The organism is Microbulbifer sp. (assembly GCF_036563125.1).
Taxonomy (GTDB): Bacteria; Pseudomonadota; Gammaproteobacteria; order Pseudomonadales; family Cellvibrionaceae; genus Microbulbifer.
Genome location: NZ_DATCMV010000184.1, coordinates 31,906 through 53,503 on the forward strand (window position 1 = coordinate 31,906; position 21,598 = coordinate 53,503).

Below are 21,598 nucleotides of genomic sequence, written 5' to 3' on the forward strand. Positions count from 1 at the left end.
CCCGAAATGGATAGCCCATCTCGCTTCAAAAATTATTTGCGGCACCTGAAACATTGGCTCGTCGTAAAAACCACACCCCGCACCAATCGCGTTTACACCCAGTTCTATCGCTTCCCTCACCAGTACCGCGCGCTGGTGGAACAGGTGTTACCACAGATGATCGGCAATACCGCGCCCCCATTGCGCATTCTGGTTTTTGGCTGCTGCAGTGGTGCCGAGCCGATCTCGCTGTCTGCGGTTCTGCACCGTAACTTCCCGAACCTGGACTACCGCATCGAGGCGTATGACATCGTTCCCGAGGTCATCGAACGCGCACAGGATCCGCATTACAGCCTCGAGGAGGTGTATCAGGGGCCCTTCGTTACCGAGCAGTTTGTCAGCGAAACCTTCGACCTCGCTGACGGCGTCTACCGCGTAAAACCGGAAGTATTGCAGCCGATTTCCTTCCGGGTCGGCGACATGCTGGATACCAATTTCATCACCAAACTCGGACAAGCGGACCTGGTATTTGCGCAAAACGTCCTGTTCCACCTGCCGGCACCAAATGCCCGTCGCGCCTTTGCAAATTTGCAGCGGCTGCTGCACCCGGGCGCTGCGCTGTTCGTGAATGGCATGGATATGGATATGCGCGTGCACCTCACGAAAAAATTCCACCTGCAACCGGAAGATTACCTGATCGAGGAAATTCACAACGATGCCCGCCAGGATCGCGGCGATGCCTGGGCCAGTGCTTACTGGGGCAGAAAGCCTTTCAGCCGTCGTTCCCGCGAATGGATTCGCGAGCATTGCACCATTTACCGTAAGGCCAGCGTATGAATACTGTGGAAGAATCCCTGCTGATTTTCAGCGACTTCACCCTCGAGGAAACCGAACAGTCCGTCGCACAACGATTTGAAAAACTTGTCGCCATCTACGGCGATCGGCTGGCGATCACCGATGCCAATGCATCGGTCAGTTACAGCGCACTCAATCAGTTGGCCAACCGCATGGCGCGGGAGATCCTCGCGCTGGCACCAGCGCAAGAACCGGCGCGTATTGCCCTTTATCTGGAAAAAGGGATTCCCCAGATCGCGGCGATACTCGCCGTGCTGAAATGCGGCCACGCCTATGTCCCTATCGACCCGGCGTTTCCCGCCGAGCGCAACAGCTACATATACCGCGAATCCGGGGCGGCGCTGATCCTGAGCAATAACGCCAACTACGCCGATGCCCACGCGCTCGCCGGTAGCGCTGCTCATATCCTCAATCTAGACACCATTTCCGACCGCACCTCCAGCGACAATCTTGATATCGAGATAAGCCCCGACGCGCTGGCCTACATTATCTATACCTCCGGCTCTACCGGCCGTCCCAAGGGCGTGGTGCAGAACAACCGCAACCTGCTGCACGGCTGTATGCGCCGCAGCAATCTGCAGAAGGTGGTCCCCCAGGATCGCATGACCCTGTTCTATTCCTGCAGTGTCATCGCCTCCGTCTACTGCATTTTCGGCGCGCTGTTGAACGGCGCTGCGCTGTTTCCCTACGACTTTCACCGCGACGGCGTGGAAAAGCTGGCGGACTGGCTGAAGTCCCGGCGTATCACCATTTACCATTCGGTCGCGTCCCTGTTCCGTGAATTCGCCGCGCACTACCTTCGTCAACCCGATGACAATTTCAGTATCCGGCTGGTGACGTTTGGCGGCGAGCGCGTGCTTACCAGCGATGTGGAACTGGCGCGCCAGGTATTCTCACCGCTTATCGAGTTCTACACCGGTCTGGGTTCCACCGAGACCGGCACTATCCGCTACTTCCACATAGGTCCCGACACCCGGCTCGACGGCGATGTGGTCCCGATCGGGTACCCGGTAGAAGGGGTCGATGTGGTGCTGCTGGGGGATGACGGGCGCGAGGTGGCGCAGGGCGAGATCGGCGAGATCACTGCGCGCAGTCGCTATCTGGCCCTGGGGTACTGGAAAAACCCGCAGGCCAGCGCCAGTGCGTTCAGCCGCGATCGCGAAGATCCCTCGATCACCATTTACCATACCGGCGACCTCGGGCAGATGGATGCCGATGGCCTGCTGCACCACCGCGGACGCAAGGATTTTCAGGTAAAAATCCGCGGCTTTCGCGTCGAGGTCAGCGAAGTGGAAGCTCGCCTGCTCGCACACCCGGACATTGCCGAAGCGGTGGTGGTCGCCCGCGATCTCCGCGGAGAAACCCAGTTGGTGGCCTACCTGGTGCCACTGGAGGGTACTGTGCCCAGCGTACAGCAACTGCGCGATTTCCTGGGTGAACAGCTCACTTACTACATGATTCCCACCGTATACGTACGCCTGGATCAGCTGCCGAAAACCCCCAACAACAAGGTCGATCGCAACGCGCTGCCAATGCCGCAAACCGACAACTTGCTGGCTGGTGCTCCGCAGGTCGCGCCCAGTGGGCACATCGAGGAATGCCTGGTGGATTTCTGCCGGGAGTTGTTGGCCAGGAACGATATCAGCGTCGGGGAGAATTTTTTCGCGCTCGGCGGCCACTCCCTGAGCGCCGCGCAGCTGCTGGCCCGTATCAACGAACAGTTTCATGTGAACCTGGATATGCGCAGTATTTTCGCGGCGGTGGATCTGCGCGCGCTGGCGCAACTTATCGACACCGCTGCACCAGCGCCGACCAGTGACCGCCGAAGTGTGCCACTTGAGCCAGCGCCCACCGGCGCGCGCATCCCACTCAGCTCCGCACAGAAGCGCATGTGGCTCGCGGAAAAATTGTGGGGCAATAGCCACGCCTACAAAATATCCAACACTGTGCTGTTGCGGGGCAAACTGGAATTTTCCGCACTGGAGCAGGCTCTCGCCGCAATTCTGGCACGCCACGACATACTGCGAACCCGCTTCCCGGAAGACGCTGAGGGTCCTTACCAGCAGGTTGCACCTGCGGGAGAATTCCACCTCCCGGTGATTGACCTGCGCACGCAACCGCAGAGCGGGCGCGCCAGCCGCGCCCTGGCCTATTGCCGCAAACTTCTGAGCGAACCGGAGTCCCTGGCGCAGGGTCCCCTATTTCGGGCCCTGTTGCTTCGTATCGACGACTCAGCGGCAGTGCTCGCGCTGAGCTTCCACCACATCATCTACGACAATATCTGGTCCAGCGGGATTTTTTTTCGCGAGCTGGGACAGAGCTATCAGGCATTTGCCCACAACCAACCGGTATCACTGGCGCCGCTGCCACTGCAGTTCGCCGACTACGCCTACTGGGAGCAGCGGCAACTCGAGAACCCTGAGTTCCAGCAGCAACTGGCTTACTGGCGAAACCAGCTCGCCGATTTGCCGGCACCACTGGATTTCCCCGCCGACCGTATAAGACCACAAACACCGGACTTTAACGGTGGGATGATCACCTTCAAGCTGCCGGCAGTATTGTCGGCGGCACTGCGCACCCTCGCGCGGCAGGAGTCGGTGACCAGTTTCATGCTGCTGCTCGCCGCCTGGCAACTGTTCCTGCACCGCTATACCCAGCAGACGGATATTGTTGTCGGCACGCCCAGCGGCCGCCGCCAGTATACGCAGACCGAGTCGATGATCGGCCTGTTCATCAATACCCTGGTACTGCGCAGCGATTTTTCCGGACAGCTGGATTTCCGCGCTCTGCTACAACGAGTGCGCGCGACCACCATCGACGCCTTTGCCAACGACCGGGTGCCGTTTGAACACCTGGTGGCGGAGCTGAATCCCCCGCGGGGAGCGGGCGAATCACCTTTTTTCCGCCACCTGTTTATTCACCGTAATGAGCGCGCCGATCACTGGAAAATCCCCGGGCTGAATGTAACCCCCCTGCATACCCACAGCGGCGGGGCGAAATTCGATCTCACCCTTTCCGTGCTCGACGGCGACAAAGGGATTTCCGGCACGCTCGAATACCGTTCCGCCATGTTCGATCGTGAAACTGCCGTCAGCCTGTGTCACAACTTTGAGCAACTGCTGACGAGTATTGTGGAAATGCCCGAGTGCCCGCTGTCGCAGCTGGCTCTGGTGGGAGCGGCGGAACGCAAGCTGCTGTGCGACGAGTGGAACCACAGTGAAGTGGAATTACCGCTGCATTCAACCGTCGCACAACTGTTCGAGCGACAGGCGCAGGCGTATGCGGAACGCACCGCGCTGGTCAGCCAGAACGAACGCCTGAGTTACCGCCAGTTAAATATGCGTGCCGATGGTCTGGCGCGAAAACTGAGCGCGCGCGGCCTGCACACAGGTGGATTGGTTGCAGTATGCATGGAGCGCTCGGCAAACCTCATCGTCGCACTGCTCGCGGTGTGGAAAGCAGGTGGCGCCTATGTACCACTGGACCCCATGTTCCCGGCGGATCGCCTTGCCCACATACTGGACGACAGCGCCGCAGGTTTTCTGATCACCGATACAGCAAGTGGCGGCAAGCTCGCGGACTTTGACGGCGAAGTCGTGCTGCTGGATGACAGCCGACACTTTGAAGTGAGTGATGATACGGAGTTGTCGGAACGCGGCACACCGCTGCCAACTCCCGACTCCGACAACCCCGCCTATGTGATCTATACCTCCGGGTCCACCGGCAAGCCCAAAGGCGTACAGATTTCACAGCGCAGCCTGGTCAATTTCCTCTGCTCGATGCAGGACAAGCCCGGCTTCACCGCAGACGATACCCTGCTGGCGGTAACCACCGTTTGCTTTGATATCGCCATGCTGGAACTGTTCGTACCGCTGCTGAGCGGTGGGCGCCTGGTGATTCAGGACTGGAAGCAATCCCGCGACCCGCTGGCGCTGCAGGACAGCCTCCGCCGCGAGAATGTGACCGTAATGCAGGCAACTCCTTCAACCTGGAGAATGCTGCTCGACCACGGCTGGCAGGGCGACCCCGCCGTGCGCGTCTTGTGCGGCGGCGAGGCCATGGGGCGCGATCTGGCCGCACGCCTGCTGGACTGCGGCCTGGAAATCTGGAACCTCTACGGCCCTACCGAAACCACCATCTGGTCGTCCATCAGCCCCATCCTCACCGCGGAAGATGCCGCCTTTATCGGCGAGCCCATCGCCAACACCAGTCTGTACGTCCTTGACCCGGCAGCCCAGCTGTTACCGATCGGCGTTCCCGGCGAGCTGTGCATCGGCGGAGAGGGATTGGCACAGGGCTACCTCAACCGCGAAGAGCTCACCCGCGAAAAATTCTTCCACTGCGCGGCGCTCGACGGCAAGCGGCTGTACCGCACCGGAGATCTCGTGGTACGCGACCGCGATGGGCGAATTGAGTATCTGGGGCGCATGGACCATCAGGTAAAAATCCGCGGCTTCCGTGTCGAGGTGGGTGAAATTGAAGCGTTGCTCACAGAAATACCCGACGTGCGCCAGAGCGTGGTCATTGCCCACGACGACGAAAGTGGTAGCAAATACCTGGTGGCCTACCTGATTGCCAATGGCAACGGTGCAGAGCCGTGTGTACCCGATAGCGAGTTGCTGCGTCGACACCTGCGGCATTCACTACCGGAGTACATGGTGCCATCAGCATTTGTTACGCTGCCGGAGTTTCCGCTTACCCCCAACGGCAAAGTGGATCGCAAGGCGTTTGCACCTCCGAAGACAACCGCTGTTAGCGAAATTCCTGAAGATATTACCGCGACGATCCGCGGTGTTTTCGAGGCCCTGCTGAAAATTCAGGTTTCCTCTTTGGACACCAGCTTTTTTGACCTCGGCGGGCACTCCCTATCTGCACTGAATGTGATCTCGAGACTGAATGCGCTGTTTGGTATAGAACTTCCCCCCACCCTGCTGTTCGATTTCCCGAGCGTGAAAGCACTCGCCCAGGCCATCCAGCAATTCCGCGACGGCCAATCTGAGCAACAAGTATTGGCCAGCGCTAGCGTGGATGAAAAAACGGAGCAACAGGTCAATGCGATTCTGGACAAATTGCGCCACATAAAAGACGCCGATGACCTGCCCAACTTCCCACACGGCATGAAGATGCGCCGCTCGTGGCTGGCATCACGGGTACTCGCCCCCCTATTCGCCATTCCCCGGCATTTTGTCCGCGAGCGGGTGCAAAAACTAATCCTCAAACTCGAAGGCGGATCCACATTCAGCCTCACCATGCGCGAACTCTATCGCAAGTACTTCAATATCGATGTGGGTGACTTCACCAGTGTTACTTTTGACAAGTTAAAGCTGAGGGCCAACACCCGCGTCGGCAAGTACTGCACCATTTATCGCACGGTGCGCTTTCAAACGGCAGATCATCCGCGCAATACCCTGTCAACCCATGGGATCTTTTACTATGAGGGCATGGGCTTCAGCTCCGGCTACGCACTGGATCGGGTTCGCATCGAGGTGGGCAACGATGTATGGATCGGCGACGGGGCCAAAATCCTCTACCCAACCAGCAAAATTGGCGACGGTGCCGTGATCGCCGCCGGTGCCATCGTCATTGAAGATGTTCCGCCCTACGCTGTGGTTGCGGGATATCCCGCTCGGGTGGTGCGCTACCGCTTCTCTCAGGAAACCATCGCCAAACTGCTCGATCTCCAGTGGTGGAAAATGTCCCCCAATGAGCTACACCGGGGCAGGCGCGAGTTCCTGAAACCAGTGGAAGGCGAGCGCATTCGCTGAATCCCACCGCATCCGGCATAAAACCGCAAAAAAATCGACAAGGATCTGGAAATGAACTCGGAAATGGATACCGGAATGGAGTCGGGTGTCAGTACCGAACTGGAGCCATCCACAAGCGCGCCCGACACAGGCAAAGAACCCTGCCGCGCCACTGCTGTAACCCCGATCCCACGGATCGCGGACACCCCGGAAAAGGCGCGCGAGCTGTTGCAACGGTGGGAGCAGAGTGAGGACCGGCGTACGCATGCCCCCCGCCCGGCCAATGCATCCCACGATTTTTTCCTGCCGTATATGGCCGCCAACGACTGCTACAAGTCTCCGCACGTGGCACTGTGGGAGTCCGGAGGGGAACCCACCGGCATCCTGATCGCACGTATTGCAATCGCGCGCCCCAAACGCGCAATAGGCCCGCTATCAGTACCAATGCCGCAACTGAAAACACTGGAAGTTATCCACGGCGGACTCGAAGCCCATAACGAGATGACCGCACTGCTACAGCTGGACTATATTCGCGATTTTCTCGCCAGCGGTGATGTCGATGCTGTATCGATCCACCACCTGCCCTGCGAGAGTGAAACGGGAAAACTGATTTCCGCCGCCTTTTCTGGACCCAATGGTTGCACACCAGTCATCACCGATCACTGGTTTACCGAGCTTACCGACGCCAGTGGAAAACCCGTGGTGACAAACAGCGCAAAGAATTTGCGCAACTTCCGTCGCCAGGATCGTAAATTCGAGGCAGTGTTTGAGGGAAAACTCCATATCCGGGAAATGACTACCGAAAAAGATGTCATGCCGTTGATCGTCGCAGCGACAGCGATCAGCCAGCATACCTACCAGGGTAGTATGGGGATAGGCATTCGCAACGATAAGCGCTGGCATACAAACCTCAACATCCTCGCCACAAACGGGCAGTTGCGCGGATACCTGCTGGAAGCCGAAAATGTCATCGTCGCCTACGCAGTTGGCGGGACGTGCCGCAACACCTTCAACTACCTCGCCACTTCTTTTTTACCAGAGTACCGCGAGTTCGCACCAGGTGCTTACCTGATGCGGCGAATCATGGAGCGAATGCCAGAGGAAGGGGTTTGCTGGTTTGACTTCGGCTTCGGGAATGCCACCTACAAGGAGCGAACCGGTAGCCTGTGCCGGAAAGAGGCCACGTATTACCTCTATGGAAAATCGCGTGCCGCATGGGTTGCGCGACGGCTGGATGGCCTGGTACAAGGATCGAACCGCAGCTTGCGCAAGCTCCTGACCAGCACAAATATGCTGGATAACGCCCGTAGACTGTGGCGACGCAGTCTTGAGCGTATCAAAAAATAGTTAAACAATAGCCGAGGATGGCAAAGCGCTTTCACGATGCCTGGCGACTGGACTCGTCTCGGTGCCAGCGATAGCTGGACACACGTCGCTGAAAGCGCAGTGCATTGAAGTAGGCAAACGCATTGATCGCATAATACACGAGCAACTCCCACAGCGAGAGTTTGCGGGTAAATGCGGAAGTTCCACGCTCTTTCGGTGTATGGCATTCCCGCTGGCGAGACAACTGCAACTTGCCCAGTTTGCTACGGGTTTTGATTTTCAGTAAATCCCATATATTGGCGGGTGTACTGACACGACTGCGCGCTTGTTCACACACCGCAATATTGCGATAAGCAAACAATGCACGAATATACCCGTCATCGGAAATAATATCTGGAAATGTTGCAAAAGCTTCCCGCGCCGGACGGTTCAGCCCATAGACCCCGGCGCCGTAGCCAAACTCACTGTAAAAACGGGTTTTCTTCCAGGCACGATAATAGGTTCTCACCAAAAAATCACTCTGCGCAGTATCCAGAGTACCCCTGGGAGCAACCACCAAAGGCTCTTTCTCACCCTTACAGCGCTCAATCAAAAGTTGTAGGGAATCCTCGCTGATAAGGACATCGGCATCCACATAAATACGCGGAAATCCGAGCCCTAGCGCCTCAGCTTCATTAAGCGCATTTGTCTTTCCGGCACGCGCAATATCCAGACATTGCACCTGCGGGAATTCATTCTGCACAACTACCGCGGTATGGTCCGTACACCCGTTGCACACAACGGTTACCGTATAGTTACCAAGAACTACACCGGGGTAGATAGCCTGCAGTAACTTGTGGATTGTCTTCGCTTCGTTATGTGCGGGGATGATTACCGCCGGCAGTGTGTCTTCTGGCATATCAGTTAGTCCACTGTCGCTGGCTGTTCAGAAATTCCGCCCACAACTCACGCCGTGCTTCATACTGTCTCCCGGCGACAGCAAGCGCAGAAAATGCCAGGAACCGCAACCAGCTTCCCAGCGCAATCAGCGCCCGGGCCACTAGAACCTGCTGTTCGGGCCCGTGTTTGCGAAAATAGCGTAATTTTGAACGATAGAGGTGGTTCAGCTTATTAATACCCGACAAGGTCTGGCTGCCGGCATGCATGATCAAAGCACGCTCAGTAACCCTCGGTCGTGCACCTAACAAACGCCCGCGACGACATAGATCAATCTCCTCCGAATACAGGAAGAAATCCTCATCAAACCCCTTGAGCTGATGGAATAGAGACTGGTCGATCAACAGGAAACACCCGGAAACCGCGTCGACATCACCACGTTTACTCAGTGACCGCGGAGAATAACCACCGCTGGTACGCCCAAAAAGTTTTCGGAACAGAATATCTCCACCTAAACTCCAGCACAGCAGGTCCAGCAGCGACGGCTCACGCCACGCAGATTTGCCGTCGAACTCTCCGCGCTCATTGCAGGTAATACCACCCCAGATTCCACAATTCGGATTTTCGCTGGAAAATCCCAAAAGATTACTCAGGCTATCGTGCTGTAATCGAACGTCGGGATTGAGAAAGAGAATCGGTGCGGAATTAGTGATCGCCTTTGCGCCCAGGTTACATCCGGCGGCAAAACCGAGATTTTCATCAGACGCGATCAGCTTAAACTTCGGCAATGACACTGCTCGCAATAGAGCACAAGAGTCGTCTTGGGAGGCATTGTCTACAACAAAGAACTCGATCACATCGAGCGGCAGATCACCATCGGCGATATCTTCAAGTAACCGAAGAATCTCCACACCGCAGTTGTAGCAAACAATCACAATGTTGAGCTGGGTCGAATTCGACATACAAAAACCCTGGATATTTATCAAATAAACTTCACGCGCCGGCTGTGGATACCCGCACCCGCTGCGCCACCCTTACTGAGGCACGTACCGGGCGGCGATCCTCTGTGACTGCAGCAACTGCACCGACGAATATGTAGAACACGCAAACCATTTGTCCAAAATAGGAAACTGCAAGAAAGCTCACACAGTGCACAAACAGCGCAACCGCCATCCCCCACAACAAGCGGCTCTCCGCCAGCGAACGGGTCAGATGCTGTGCCCGCCCAAGGCGGATGAACAACACCAGCAGAAAGGTAACAAACAGCAACAATTGCACGATGCCACCATCTACGCCCTCGCGAACATACTGATTGGTAATATCCTGCATACCCCAACCCCAGTGTGCCGTGGCAGAAGTACCGAACGCCCACCATTCACCGAAGTGGTTAATCGTCTGCTGAATCAGGTTATAGCGGTGCCAGCCAGTAGAGCCCCCGGTAATGTCGATGCGAGCAAGCAGATGCCATACCGGCATATTCATCGCCAGATGCAACGCAAACAGCACCGCTACCAAGCCCAATGCCGCAGACCGCATATAGTGACGCCAGGTATAGCAGGCAAGGCCAATGAAGCCGCACATCAACGCCACCACTGGAGTGCTCGAAGCGGATGCCATGACAATTAAAGGCATAGCAACTATGCCTGTAGCGACTAACACTCGTGCGCCGGTCCTGGCCTGCCACAGAGCGATCAAGCAAGGCAGAATCGTTGCCCAGCAGATCCCCGCCAGGATCGGGTGCGCAAACGGACCTTGGGCACGCAATCTTCCATTGCGTGCAATCGTCTGCTCCGGGACACTGCCGAATACCGAGAACAGATTGTGTCCGCTGAACTGCTCCAGCATGAAAAATACGAGCATCGGCAGTGACAGGAAGGCAAAGCAAAGCAGTAGCCGGCGAAAGTCGGCCAATGAGCGTAGATAGGTCCGCCCCAGGAGATAAGCACCAAAGGTATTAATGGCACCGCCGGCACTGTTAGTGAAACCATCCAGGCCATTCCTGAAAACACCTGCTACGAACACGCTCCACAGTACCGCGGTGAGAATCAGCGTATCCGGCCATCCCCATTGTATGGTGCGCAGCTGACCACGGAGCGCAGCCACCGCGAGCGTCGCCAGAATCATGATGCGTACAAAAGTGAAATCCAGCCCGAGGATCGCTATGCGCTGCGCACCCGGTAACGCGAGCGCGATGACCACAAGAGGGAAAAGTTGGTAGCGCCGCGGTAAAACTATTAATGTCGCAAGCGCCAACACGAGCGCTGCAAGTCCCACCGGGTGCACCACGCTCTGGTCTGCCCACAAGCCACCGCCAAAAAATACCGGCATGACGCGTTCATACATCTGAAATAACTCCCGAATTAAATCTGCAGCCAGGCACCACGACTCACAAAGATCAACCAACTGATGGGAACAAATCTGGTTTGAATTGCGATCGCGATAAAAACCTCGCAATGAAGCGAGATCCTGATTAATGACAAGCGAATCTACATATTTTCAATTTGTCATTTAGCTCGACAATCATCGATTCAATTGCGAAAACCTCGATTTACACGCACCGCACAATGTCATCGCATCACGACCCCAGGCAAATTTTAGAAATTTCGTCCATCTGAGAATTTGCCCTGGCGATAACCTGAGGCAATCTATCCAGCAGCGGATATCGCAAATCTGAGCGCTCAAGAAATGATTGGTAGACGCATTCCACCAGATCTCCGGTGCCCATTTGGCGTGGATCAAACACCTGTGCCTGTTGGCCACAACTTGCGAATACCCCAAGGGTCTTATCACTGTAGGCGATCGATGCACACGGCACGCCCGATGAGAGAGCGGCAATCGTTGAGTGCATGCGTGTTCCGCAGAACCACTGCAGCCTTCCAATAATCCACTTGATTTCCATTTCGTTGTAATCGCCTGCGAGAACTCGCACGCGGTCGCCAGCATACGGGCCAAGCCGCTCGAGTAACTGACGGCAGGCGCGCAAATCTGACTCACACTTCGTTGGCGGTGCCTTTACATGCGGTACCAACAAAACATTGACATCAGATGTTGCGAGTAAACGCTCTATCAGTTGCAGCACGGTTTTTGCATAGTCGGCTGCAATGCCGTACTGTCGCGCAGCACTTTGCCCGCCATTGTAGATAAGGCCACTTATATTCAGACCTACGACTTCACCGCTGGCACCCTCCAGCCAGGTTTGCAGAGGGCTCTCAATATTTTGCGGGCGTGTCGCGGGCAACAGGAAGGCGACGTCAACGCCACAGCGGTGGCGCGCAGCATCGAAGTCTGGACCGAGAAGGTCCGCGAGGATTTCAAAACTTCGGGAATCACGCGCCCAGGCAGCGTCGCATCCACGTACGATATCAGCTGCACGCACACGATTTTTTTTCTCGCGAAATGGACCATATGTCTGCGGCAGTAAAATCAGCGGACGCTTTTCCCGCATGACAATCTGTTTTGGTCTACTGATCAACTCAAAACGGTGCGAACCATATAGATCGGTAAAACTGTCTCCACCACTGATATCGAGCACTGCACTGGATTGCGCGATGGTACGCACGCCGTTATTCAGCAACTGCGGAAAAATTTGGCTGAGCCGCATGTGTGCGAGGCTTTCACGGCGGTATATGCGTCGACTATTACTCAGCCCGCACAGCCGCACAAACCACTCGTCATCGCCGATCCGCAATTTACTGCGACGCAGCCCGCGGCCATTGTCAAAGATGCAAAGATCTGCATTCGGAATGCGCTCCCGAAGCGCAAAAGCGACCGAATGCGAAAGTGCGCTGACGCCCAGATTTCCGGTATCGGGAGCCGCACCAAGCAGAGAAATGGACGTCACTATTCTTTCTCCTCGATTTATACGTACATTTTATTCATGCGAGGGAGCCGGTGATCTTTGCAGCTGCAAGGGATCTAGCGCCTTATACACGCTGTAACGCAGTGGCTTCTACTGAAGGGAAAGGTAGTATATGCGCGCTAAACCTGTTCCCATTTCACAGGAAATGGCGCATTTTTTCGTCATAAGAACAAATAATCTTTTATGCGCTAACGGCAATATTTGTAGCCCATACCTAGCGGCCCTTACTACACTGTGATGGCTTTTCGTTGAGGGCGTTACGGTGCCCTGCAGAAGCAGACTTATCATAATTATGCGGCGCACTCAGCACTCGCGATACGGTGAACAGGGGGTTGGCTTGTCTGTCCGAAATAAAATCGTAAAAGGCGCTTCTGTACTCGCTGCAAGCCAGGTACTTGTAGCCCTGTGTTCATTGCTCCGAAACATCATTATTGCCCGTCATATCGGCACCGAAGATCTAGGTATTGGCACCACATTTGCTCTGACCATCACGCTGGTGGAGATGACCAGTAACCTGGCGCTCGATCGTGTTTTGGTACAGGATGACGAAGGCGGCAGTGATGCAATGCTCGCATCCGCCCACCTAATGCAATTCTTCAAGGGTGTGATCCTGGCACTCATATTGCTGCTAACAGCCGCACCAGTAGCAAACTTGTTCGGCCTTCCGCATCTGGTCCGCGGATTTCAGTTGATGGCATTGGTACCCTTGCTGCACGGCTTAATGCATTTTGACCTGGTGGTGCGCCAACGACAGCTGGATTTTTTACCGACCGCATTGTTTGATATCTTGCCGGAGTTGCTGACACTGCTGGCGGCATTTCTGGCCTCACTGCTGTTCGATGACTACCGCCTGATGCTCACGGTTATTTTGCTGCAGGCGATACTGGCGGTGTTGGCATCACACATATTGGCGCGCCGCCCCTACAGGTGGACGATCAACAAAGTTCTGGCACAACGCAAACTGCATTTCGGTTGGCCATTGCTCATCAATGGCTTCCTGATGTTTGGCATTTTTCAGGGAGACAGGGTGATCATCGCCTCGCTCTTTGATATGCACACCCTGGGCTGGTACAGCGTGGCTTTTTCCCTTTGCATGCTGCCGACGATGATTTTTGCGAAACTCAGCGCGATATTGCTGATGCCCATACTGTCGCGAAATCGTGAAAATTTTGAGCTATTCGGGCGCTGCTCGTCTATGGCGCTGACGGCCTGCGCCTCATTTGGGCTGCTGATGGTGTGCGGTTTCACGCTGGCGGGACCTGCGCTGCTCCAGTTAAGCTATGGCAGTCAATTTATGCAAGCAACCAGCGTGATTGGCCTGCTGAGCGCAATGCAGGCATTGCGCGTTTTGCGTATAGCTCCCTCGATCATTGCCAATAGTCAGGGACATACGGAAAACGCGATGATCGCGAATATCTTTCGCAGTTTCTCCCTTCCGTTAGCGGTGTATTTTGCGACAGCCGGCTATTCAGTCCAGGCTGTCGCGGCCTGCGGGATTGCCGGTGAGGTAGTCGCGCTCGCGGTATCGGTAATTCTCACACCACTCGCCCAAGGCAAACGCGCGTTTGTTGGCCGCCTTCTATTGCTGTTTGGCACTGCTGCGGGCGCTGCGGCGGCAGTCAGCTTGCTCGCAGGCGAAGCACAGCAACCGACCACTACGGTCGGCGCACTACTACAACTATTGTACGGTGCCGGCTGCGCACTGATCCTATCAGGCCTCCTCGCGCTGACAGATGCCCAACTCCGTGAAGAATGCCGGCATCTGTTGCGCCGGTTTAATGCTGCCAATCGCAACCAATCTCTTGCAGGCAATGACACATGAAGATATGCACGCACGGAATTTGGCCGGCAAGTGGCTATTTGCATAGCGCCCGGGCTCCGCGGCATCGGCAGTGGAGGTCGAAGTGGCGAGAGCGTGGACAAATTCGGAGGTAGCATGAAAAGCTTGGTTATGGCGTTAGCACTATTCATCAGCGCGGGTGCATTAGCTTTCAATGACAAGCCATACAATCAGAACTACGACCCCAAAAGAGACCCGTTTGTCGATTTCAGGCTGGCGCAGCAAGATGCACATGCAGATGGAAAATTAATACTAATCATTCTTGGTGGTAACTGGTGCGGCTGGTGCCATCGACTGAGCGCATTCATCAAGAAAAATGAGTCGTTAAAAAAGAATCTAGACGAAACATTCGTCGTGATGAAACTAAATGTTAGCGGCGAAAACAACAATGCGGACTTCTTGAGCCATCTCCCAGAACCAAAGGGTTATCCATATTTTGTTATCGTCAACCATGAAGGCAAGGTAATTGGCGCGCAAAACACCAGTGGCATGGAGGAAGGAAAATCTTACTCAGTCGCCAAGTTTTCACGTTTTATCGATAAATGGCGAGGTGCCGAGAGATAGCGGAAGAGACTTGTGAATACCCTTTCACACCCAGCGGTAAGTAGGTTCGCAGGACATTGTGAGAATACCGATATTGCTGCGCCTAAACACCAATTTTTTCCGGCTTCCTCCGGACGAAAAACATACACTAGCCTGTGTGCGGTAACTCCAGAGCCCATGATTTTGGCTCCAGTTAACTCTTTCGTTTTCATGCGGTCTTGTTTACGCCATGTACCCAGGACTATGTACTGTTGCTCGGGGTAATTTCATGGGCAAGAGCATTTCAATCATTGCCAGTTCGGAACGTCATGCGGGCAAGTGGAGGTTGCTGCTATGCGGCATCCTGCTCGCTTGCGTTTATGCAGGCCTAAGGCCCACCCCGTTACCTCAACCATTTCTTCATTTCGACCTGGTTCTACACTTTAGCGCCTGCCTGGTGATCGCCTATATATCGGTATTTGCCTTTCAACCGCCCTCCCGCAAATACGCAATGGCAGCACTGCTGCTTGCCGCCATTGTACTTGAGTTGGCACAGGGCGCTTTCCTGACACGCCGGTCCGCGTCACTGGCGGATTTTTTCGCCGGCGTTTCGGCCATCCCGCTGGGCTGGCTGCTCGCACGCTGGGTACGGCGCCACATGCGCCGCTGGTGTAAAGAAAAAAATTGGCGCACTCAACGTATCCGAAAGCATTGGTGACAATATTTGAACAAACACCTTGCACTGTTGTGATACACAGCCCACCTTATGAGCAAAAGATGCTCAATAAGGTTGTTTTGAAACCACCCCGAATAAAGCATCGAAGTTGAGGTTTAAGTAGGAATCCTGGAGGTATGGTTGTGCAGCAGGGATGGATTCGCACGCATCAAAGTGATTTGGCGGCAGTTTATCGATTTTTGGATGGTGCGTTGATTCTGGGGGCGCTGATGATTTGCACGTTCTGTGCAGGTCAGGAGCTCAGCAAGGATTGGTTGATCGCGGGCCTAGCCGCGGTAGTGCTGTTCGCATTTATTGGTGAGTCATTAGAGCTATACCGCTCCTGGCGCACCGACAGCTTTCGCAATATGCTCTCGACCACGGTACTCGCATGGTCTCTGGTATGCTTATTGTTACTGCTGATGGCATACTTTGCCGCCCGGGGTGCCACTTACTCCCGCCTGATAGTGGGCAGCTGGTTTGGCCTGACTCTACTTTGCCTGGCCTTATGGCGTTACGCACTTCGCCGGGCACTGACTTACCTGCGTATTCACGACCACAACACTCGCACCGCGGCCATCCTTGGATTCAATGAAGCGGCCCTGAAACTGGCGCGCGAGCTCCAACAGAACCCGCAACTAGGCATTCGCCTTCACGGTATCTATCGCCTGCCTGGTGACGAAAGTAATACTGACGATAATACCCTCGAGCATCGCTCACTGCTGGCAGGTGAGCTGGATCAGGCGCTGGAGTCGGCGCGCAGCGGCAAACTTGATTTGATCTATATTGCGCTGCCGATCAGTGAAGCCAAGCACATCGGTCAATTGTTGTCTGCACTTGCAGATACCACTGCCACAGTATTTTTATTACCAGATATTTTCGGTAGTAATCTGTTGCGCACTCGATGGCAGCACATCGGTGGCAGCGTCGTATTGAGCATTTACGACAGCCCCATTCAGGGAATCAACAGCTGGTTAAAAAGGCTGGAAGATCTGGTCGTGTCGACGCTAGCTCTGTTACTGCTAAGTCCACTGATGCTGCTGATTGCAATTGGCGTAAAACTTACCAGCCCCGGCCCGGTATTATTCAAACAGCGACGCTATGGGCTGAACGGTCTCACCATCGATGTGTGGAAATTTCGTTCCATGACCTGTACCGAAGACGGAACGAATATTCGCCAAGCAAGCCGCGATGATGCCAGGGTTACCCCTTTCGGACGTTTCCTACGCTGCACATCGCTCGACGAACTACCGCAGCTGTTCAATGTGCTCGGCGGCACCATGTCCATTGTCGGACCGCGACCACACGCCATCGCCCACAACGAACAATACCGCTCCATTGTCAGCGGCTATATGCTGCGCCACAAGGTCAAGCCCGGCATTACGGGCTGGGCGCAAATCAATGGTTGGCGTGGCGAAACCGACACTCTTGAAAAAATGCATAAACGGATCGAGCACGACCTGGACTACATTCGCAACTGGTCGATTCTCCTCGATATTTACATCCTCTGCCTGACAGTGGTACGCGGCTTCGTTGGTAAAAATGCATATTGAAACAAGCGTGCGCCTATTGCAGAAACTTTTTCATGCAAAGGCGTGCACTCTTTGTGAGTACTTCTAAACTCAAGTCTCGAACGGCAATGTAGCCGGGATTTTACGGACGGGTTATAGGCAGTCCCCGCCTGAAAGCGATATCGCAAGCAGGAAGGCAGAACATGCTAAAAAACCCCTTCTCTACCGCAGCCAAAATAACCAGCTTGGCAATCAGTGCACTTTGGTTACCGGCATTGGCCGAGCCCATTAAACTGGGCTCCGGATTTTTGCTGTCGCCCGCCATCGGTATGGATATGCGTTACGATGACAACATCACCAACGCGCCGGAGGATGGCATCGATAGTTTCCTCCTCCTGACCAACCCTAGCATCGGACTGGAATACGATCGCGGCATAATCATCTACTCCCTACAATATTCGCTATCCCACGGGGATTACCTGGACAGCGATCGCGACTCCTTCACAGACCATGCGTTGACCGCCGCAGCAGACTGGCAAATTAGCGACCGGCATAGCTTGTCTGCCGGCGCAGCCTATCTGAATATCAACCAAGAATTCAACGATCAGGTCACAGAGGATCTCGATAGCCTGATCTTTGAGCGGGACCGCTATCACCAATCTGACCTGTTCGTTACCTACGGCTATGGCGCCGAAGGCGCACGCGGCCACCTCGACCTCACGCTCGGAACCACAAACCGCAACTACGTAGATGAAATCGCTGCGCGCGATCGTCGCACCCCCTATGGCAGTGCACTCTTTTCCCTAAACCTTGGAGGAAAAACCGCACTACTCACCCGCCTGGAGGGGCGCAGAATACGCTACGAAGACAATCTGCTGAACCTTCCCGACCGCGATAACGATGAAGCCACACTGATGCTCGGTATTGAGCGTGAGACGGAACAACTTACCGCGCTATTGATGGGGGGCTTGGTCAGAAAGCAGTTTCTCGAAGAAGGAACACCCGACTACCAACGTCCGCGCTGGATCGCGTCTTTCGCGTGGCGCCCCCTGGAAACAAGCAGGCTCTCCTTTACCGCGGAGCGGCGCCCAATCGACTCCGCTGCCGGTATAGCAAACTTCGTCGATGCCACTTCGGGGCTCCTTGATTGGCAACATTCCTGGAGTGAAAAAATCAGCAGCAACGCCTTTTACCGCTACACCGATGCCGAATATGCCGGTGCCGAGCTAACGGAAAATATACGTCGATGGGGATTGACGTTGCGCTACCAGTTTCGGCCCTGGCTGGACTTCCGCACCGGTGTGTCCGCGCTTGAGCAGAACGCCAGCGCCGAAATTCTCTCTTATGAGCGCAATCAGGTTTTTCTCGGTTTTGATGCATCCTATTGAAGGTGCAAGGAGCTTTCTATGCAGAAGAATAATTTCCGTTGGGCCAAAACGCTGATGGCATGCTGGTTACTGGCGGGTGCAACTGGCTTTAGCAGCGCCGAAAGCACTACATCGGTACTTGAAGATCAGTACCAATTAGGCGCTGGCGACATCATAACGATACGAGTCTATGGTGAGGAAGATTTATCCGTAGAAGTACGCTTGAGTGACAGTGGCGTAATCAACTACCCGTTCCTTGGGGAAGTAAAGATTGCCGGGCTCAGTGCATCGTTGGTCGAAAAGAAAATCGCTGCCGGCCTCCTGAATGGATATCTGGTGAATCCGAGTGTGGAAGTAACCATCAAGCAGTATCGCTACTTTTTTGTTGATGGAGAGGTCAACACACCCGGTAGTTATGCCTTCCTTCCGGGCCTCACCATCAACAAGGCGGTCGCAATGGCAAGTGGCTTTACGCCCCGAGCCTCCCAGCGCAATATCGTGATCAAACGAGGCCAGGGCGAAGAGCAGGAAATCATTGACGCAGATCTGGATACAAAGCTGTATCCGGGCGACATCATTACCGTTAAACAAAGCTTTTTTTAATAGAGAAACGATATGAACCATGCAAATGGCAATGAAGTCGATGAACTGAATCAGGAGCAGGGAATCGATCTGCTACGCTATTGGAAAATTATTTTCGCCAAGCGTTGGATGATTATCGGCCTTACGGTGGCGATCACCGCGGTTTCCGTTGCGGTCATTCTCGCGCTACCATCGCGTTATCAGGCAACAGCTTCTCTCGTTTTTGAAGTCGATCAATCAAACCCGGTTTCTGTAGAAGAAATCTACGATCTTGGCTCTCAACGCCGGGACTACCTTCTTACGCAGACTGAAATGCTACAGTCTAGACAGTTGGCCGAGAGGGTCATTCTGCGCCTGAACTTGATGGACAACCCCGAGTTTTCAGGTCGGACCTCCAGCAATAAACCTCTGGAAGCGATCACGGGGTTATTCAAAAGTGATAGCACTTCAACCAGCGATAGCCTCCCCCCCTTGAATCTTGACGATATCGCTACAGCATTCCTAAAACGGCTAACTATCGAGCCATCAAGGAATACCAACCTGGTACGGGTAAAATTCGAAGCTAAATCTGCAAAACTGGCAGCGCAAGTTGCCAATGCTACGGTTGAAGAGTTTATTGCTTTGCAATCTGAAGCAAAAAACCAATTCACCAGTCGAGCCACTTCCTGGCTCAACGAACGACTGGAGAAGCTCCACCAAAAGCTGGATGCATCAGAGAAGAACCTACAGGCTTTCCGCGAAAGTGAAGACCTGCTTGACATCAGTGGTGTAAACGGCCTTTCCGAGAGGGACCTGAATACGGCAACAGCACAACTTCAGGACATGCGGCGTGAACTCAAGCAAATCGACAGCGTATTTGCGCAATTCAAAAGAAATCAGGGTAACGAGATAGCTCTTGCCAATCTTCCCGAGGTCATCAGCAACCCCCTAATTCAGGAAATAAAACGCAATGAGGCCGTCGCAGAAAGAAACGTAGCCGAATTGGCTCGCCGCTATAAGTCAAAACACCCAGAGATGGTCGCCGCCAGTAATGAATTGAAAATGGTTCGCAGCCAACTTGCCAACGAAGTACGCATTATCGCCAAGGCAATCGAAAGTCAATATAACACCGCTCTCGCGCGCGTACAGGCACAAGAGCTTGAAGTGGAACGCGCTAAGGAGAATTACCAGAACGTATCCCAGAAGGAATTCCGTTACCAGGAATTGGTCAGGGAGGTCGAAGTTAATCGGCAGCTCTATGACACATTCTTTACGCGAGTAAATGAGACTCGGGAAGCCTCTGGATTCGAAATCTCCCCAGCAAGACTGGTCGATTCTGCCGTAGCACCCCGACAAGCCAACAAGCCGAATAAGAAATTACTCGCTGGTATGGCTCTAATTGCAAGCCTGGTGTTTTCGACCGCACTAGCGCTGCTGCTCGATTTCCTGCACTTGGGTGTTCGCAGTCCTGAAGACGTGGAAGTCTACCTTGGGCAACGCCTGATTGGACTTCTGCCAAAAGTCACCAATGGGAAAGATGGAGGCCTTAAATTAGGCACATATTTCGACCCAGATCAATATACCTTCAGTGAAGCGGTGCGCACTTTGCGGACGGGAGTGGTGCTTACCGGTCTTGGGAAGACCATACGCGTAATCATGGTGACGTCGTCCGTACCCGATGAAGGTAAATCGACCGTCGCAGAAAATCTTGCCTTTGCGATGAGCCAAGTTGAACGGGTTCTTCTCATCGATGCAGATTTACGAAAACCTACAATTGGCACGGATTTCGGAATCGGTCGTGAAAGCCCAGGGTTAACAAACCTAATACAGGGCACCTGTTCGGTTGATGAGTGCGTGCATGCATATAGCAGCAGCGGCCTTAGCGTGATGTCAGCTGGGACCTACTTGCCAGACCCGCAAAGACTTATCGTTGCACATCAATTTAGTGATGTCATCACGCAACTAGCCGAGAACTACGACCGAATTATTATTGACACACCTCCGATCCAGGCTGTCAGCGATGCCCTGATTATTTCGCACCTGGCAGACGCCATTCTTTATGTTGTGAAATATGATTCAACCAACAAACGCACTGTAAACCGGGCCATTGGTCGGCTTACGCAAGTTGGTTCAAAAATTGATGGCGTAGTGCTAACTCACGTAGACACAAGCAAAGATGCCATCTACGCAGATGAATACTACGACTACAATTATGGTAAAGGGTTGCCTGCGTATGGCTCAGCGGAGCATACGCAAGCGAATCCGGAGCAGCCCTCGCCAGTTAATATTGATGAAGAGTCGCCGATGTCCAATGTGGATCATGCCCTACCTGTGTTTAAAGAAGAAATATACCCAGATGAATCGAGCGTTGAAATGCTTGAATCATCAGAACTGGAATTGAAAGACAAGCCTCAGGAAGATAATTCGCTAGAAACCGAAAATA

At 54.3% G+C, this 21,598-nt stretch carries 14 protein-coding genes; 10 read left to right on the plus strand and 4 right to left on the minus strand.

Translation table 11 applies throughout. From position 1 onward, the window contains the following. Positions 1-6: 6 nt before the first annotated feature. The 3 genes from VIL80_RS15660 (at position 7) to VIL80_RS15670 (ending at position 7,925) form a co-directional block, all read left to right on the plus strand. Positions 7-816, plus strand: coding sequence for a CheR family methyltransferase (locus VIL80_RS15660; RefSeq protein WP_332037022.1), 810 nt, complete (start codon positions 7-9; stop codon positions 814-816). Further along, the gene (locus VIL80_RS15665) at positions 813-6,599 is read left to right on the plus strand and encodes a non-ribosomal peptide synthetase (RefSeq protein ID WP_332037023.1); all 5,787 of its coding nucleotides are present in this window, start codon (positions 813-815) and stop codon (positions 6,597-6,599) included. Before VIL80_RS15660 ends, VIL80_RS15665 begins: the two co-directional genes overlap by 4 nt. Positions 6,600-6,890: 291 nt before the next feature. Further along, positions 6,891-7,925 (plus strand): GNAT family N-acetyltransferase, encoded by a 1,035-nt coding sequence (locus tag VIL80_RS15670; protein ID WP_332037024.1) that lies wholly within the window; start codon positions 6,891-6,893, stop codon positions 7,923-7,925. Between the two features lie 31 nt (positions 7,926-7,956). Here the strand turns inward: VIL80_RS15670 and VIL80_RS15675 are convergent, their stop codons facing one another. From VIL80_RS15675 to VIL80_RS15690, 4 genes are all read right to left on the minus strand, one after another. Continuing rightward, positions 7,957-8,802, minus strand: coding sequence for a glycosyltransferase (locus VIL80_RS15675; protein WP_332037025.1), 846 nt, complete (start codon positions 8,800-8,802; stop codon positions 7,957-7,959). Between the two features lies 1 nt (position 8,803). Continuing rightward, the gene (locus VIL80_RS15680; protein WP_332037026.1) at positions 8,804-9,742 is read right to left on the minus strand and encodes a glycosyltransferase family 2 protein; all 939 of its coding nucleotides are present in this window, start codon (positions 9,740-9,742) and stop codon (positions 8,804-8,806) included. A 31-nt stretch (positions 9,743-9,773) separates the two neighbouring features. Next, on the minus strand, positions 9,774-11,123 hold the full coding sequence (locus tag VIL80_RS15685) for a hypothetical protein (RefSeq protein WP_332037027.1): 1,350 nt from the start codon (positions 11,121-11,123) through the stop codon (positions 9,774-9,776). Between the two features lie 232 nt (positions 11,124-11,355). Beyond that, positions 11,356-12,621, minus strand: coding sequence for a polysaccharide pyruvyl transferase family protein (locus VIL80_RS15690; protein WP_332037028.1), 1,266 nt, complete (start codon positions 12,619-12,621; stop codon positions 11,356-11,358). A 355-nt stretch (positions 12,622-12,976) separates the two neighbouring features. On the opposite strand from VIL80_RS15690, the gene VIL80_RS15695 reads away from it, so the two are divergent. The 7 genes from VIL80_RS15695 to VIL80_RS15725 all read left to right on the plus strand — a co-directional run. Continuing rightward, positions 12,977-14,461: an oligosaccharide flippase family protein gene (locus VIL80_RS15695; RefSeq protein ID WP_332037029.1), complete on the plus strand. Its 1,485-nt coding sequence runs from the start codon at positions 12,977-12,979 to the stop codon at positions 14,459-14,461. A gap of 114 nt (positions 14,462-14,575) precedes the next feature. Next, on the plus strand, positions 14,576-15,043 hold the full coding sequence (locus VIL80_RS15700) for a thioredoxin family protein (protein ID WP_332037030.1): 468 nt from the start codon (positions 14,576-14,578) through the stop codon (positions 15,041-15,043). A gap of 247 nt (positions 15,044-15,290) precedes the next feature. After that, on the plus strand, positions 15,291-15,719 hold the full coding sequence (locus tag VIL80_RS15705; RefSeq protein ID WP_332037031.1) for a hypothetical protein: 429 nt from the start codon (positions 15,291-15,293) through the stop codon (positions 15,717-15,719). Positions 15,720-15,853: 134 nt separating this feature from the next. Next, entirely contained in the window at positions 15,854-17,269 is a 1,416-nt protein-coding gene (locus tag VIL80_RS15710; protein ID WP_332037032.1) for an undecaprenyl-phosphate glucose phosphotransferase, read from the plus strand. Between the two features lie 161 nt (positions 17,270-17,430). Then, entirely contained in the window at positions 17,431-18,615 is a 1,185-nt protein-coding gene (locus VIL80_RS15715) for an outer membrane beta-barrel protein (protein ID WP_332037033.1), read from the plus strand. Positions 18,616-18,633: 18 nt separating this feature from the next. Beyond that, positions 18,634-19,197: a polysaccharide biosynthesis/export family protein gene (locus VIL80_RS15720; protein ID WP_332037034.1), complete on the plus strand. Its 564-nt coding sequence runs from the start codon at positions 18,634-18,636 to the stop codon at positions 19,195-19,197. 12 nt (positions 19,198-19,209) lie between these two features. Further along, positions 19,210-21,598 (plus strand): GumC family protein (locus tag VIL80_RS15725; RefSeq protein ID WP_332037035.1); only part of this gene is annotated, 2,389 nt, incomplete at its 3' end.

What these genes read in the sequence shown, in the direction of transcription:
- VIL80_RS15660 (WP_332037022.1), top strand. Translation starts at nt 7, where the DNA reads ATGGATAGCCCATCTCGCTTCAAAAATTATTTGCGGCACCTGAAACAT.
- VIL80_RS15665 (WP_332037023.1), top strand. Translation starts at nt 813, where the DNA reads ATGAATACTGTGGAAGAATCCCTGCTGATTTTCAGCGACTTCACCCTC.
- VIL80_RS15670 (WP_332037024.1), top strand. Translation starts at nt 6,891, where the DNA reads ATGGCCGCCAACGACTGCTACAAGTCTCCGCACGTGGCACTGTGGGAG.
- VIL80_RS15675 (WP_332037025.1), bottom strand. Translation starts at nt 8,802, where the DNA reads ATGCCAGAAGACACACTGCCGGCGGTAATCATCCCCGCACATAACGAA.
- VIL80_RS15680 (WP_332037026.1), bottom strand. Translation starts at nt 9,742, where the DNA reads ATGTCGAATTCGACCCAGCTCAACATTGTGATTGTTTGCTACAACTGC.
- VIL80_RS15685 (WP_332037027.1), bottom strand. Translation starts at nt 11,123, where the DNA reads ATGTATGAACGCGTCATGCCGGTATTTTTTGGCGGTGGCTTGTGGGCA.
- VIL80_RS15700 (WP_332037030.1), top strand. Translation starts at nt 14,576, where the DNA reads ATGAAAAGCTTGGTTATGGCGTTAGCACTATTCATCAGCGCGGGTGCA.
- VIL80_RS15705 (WP_332037031.1), top strand. Translation starts at nt 15,291, where the DNA reads ATGGGCAAGAGCATTTCAATCATTGCCAGTTCGGAACGTCATGCGGGC.
- VIL80_RS15710 (WP_332037032.1), top strand. Translation starts at nt 15,854, where the DNA reads ATGGTTGTGCAGCAGGGATGGATTCGCACGCATCAAAGTGATTTGGCG.
- VIL80_RS15715 (WP_332037033.1), top strand. Translation starts at nt 17,431, where the DNA reads ATGCTAAAAAACCCCTTCTCTACCGCAGCCAAAATAACCAGCTTGGCA.
- VIL80_RS15720 (WP_332037034.1), top strand. Translation starts at nt 18,634, where the DNA reads ATGCAGAAGAATAATTTCCGTTGGGCCAAAACGCTGATGGCATGCTGG.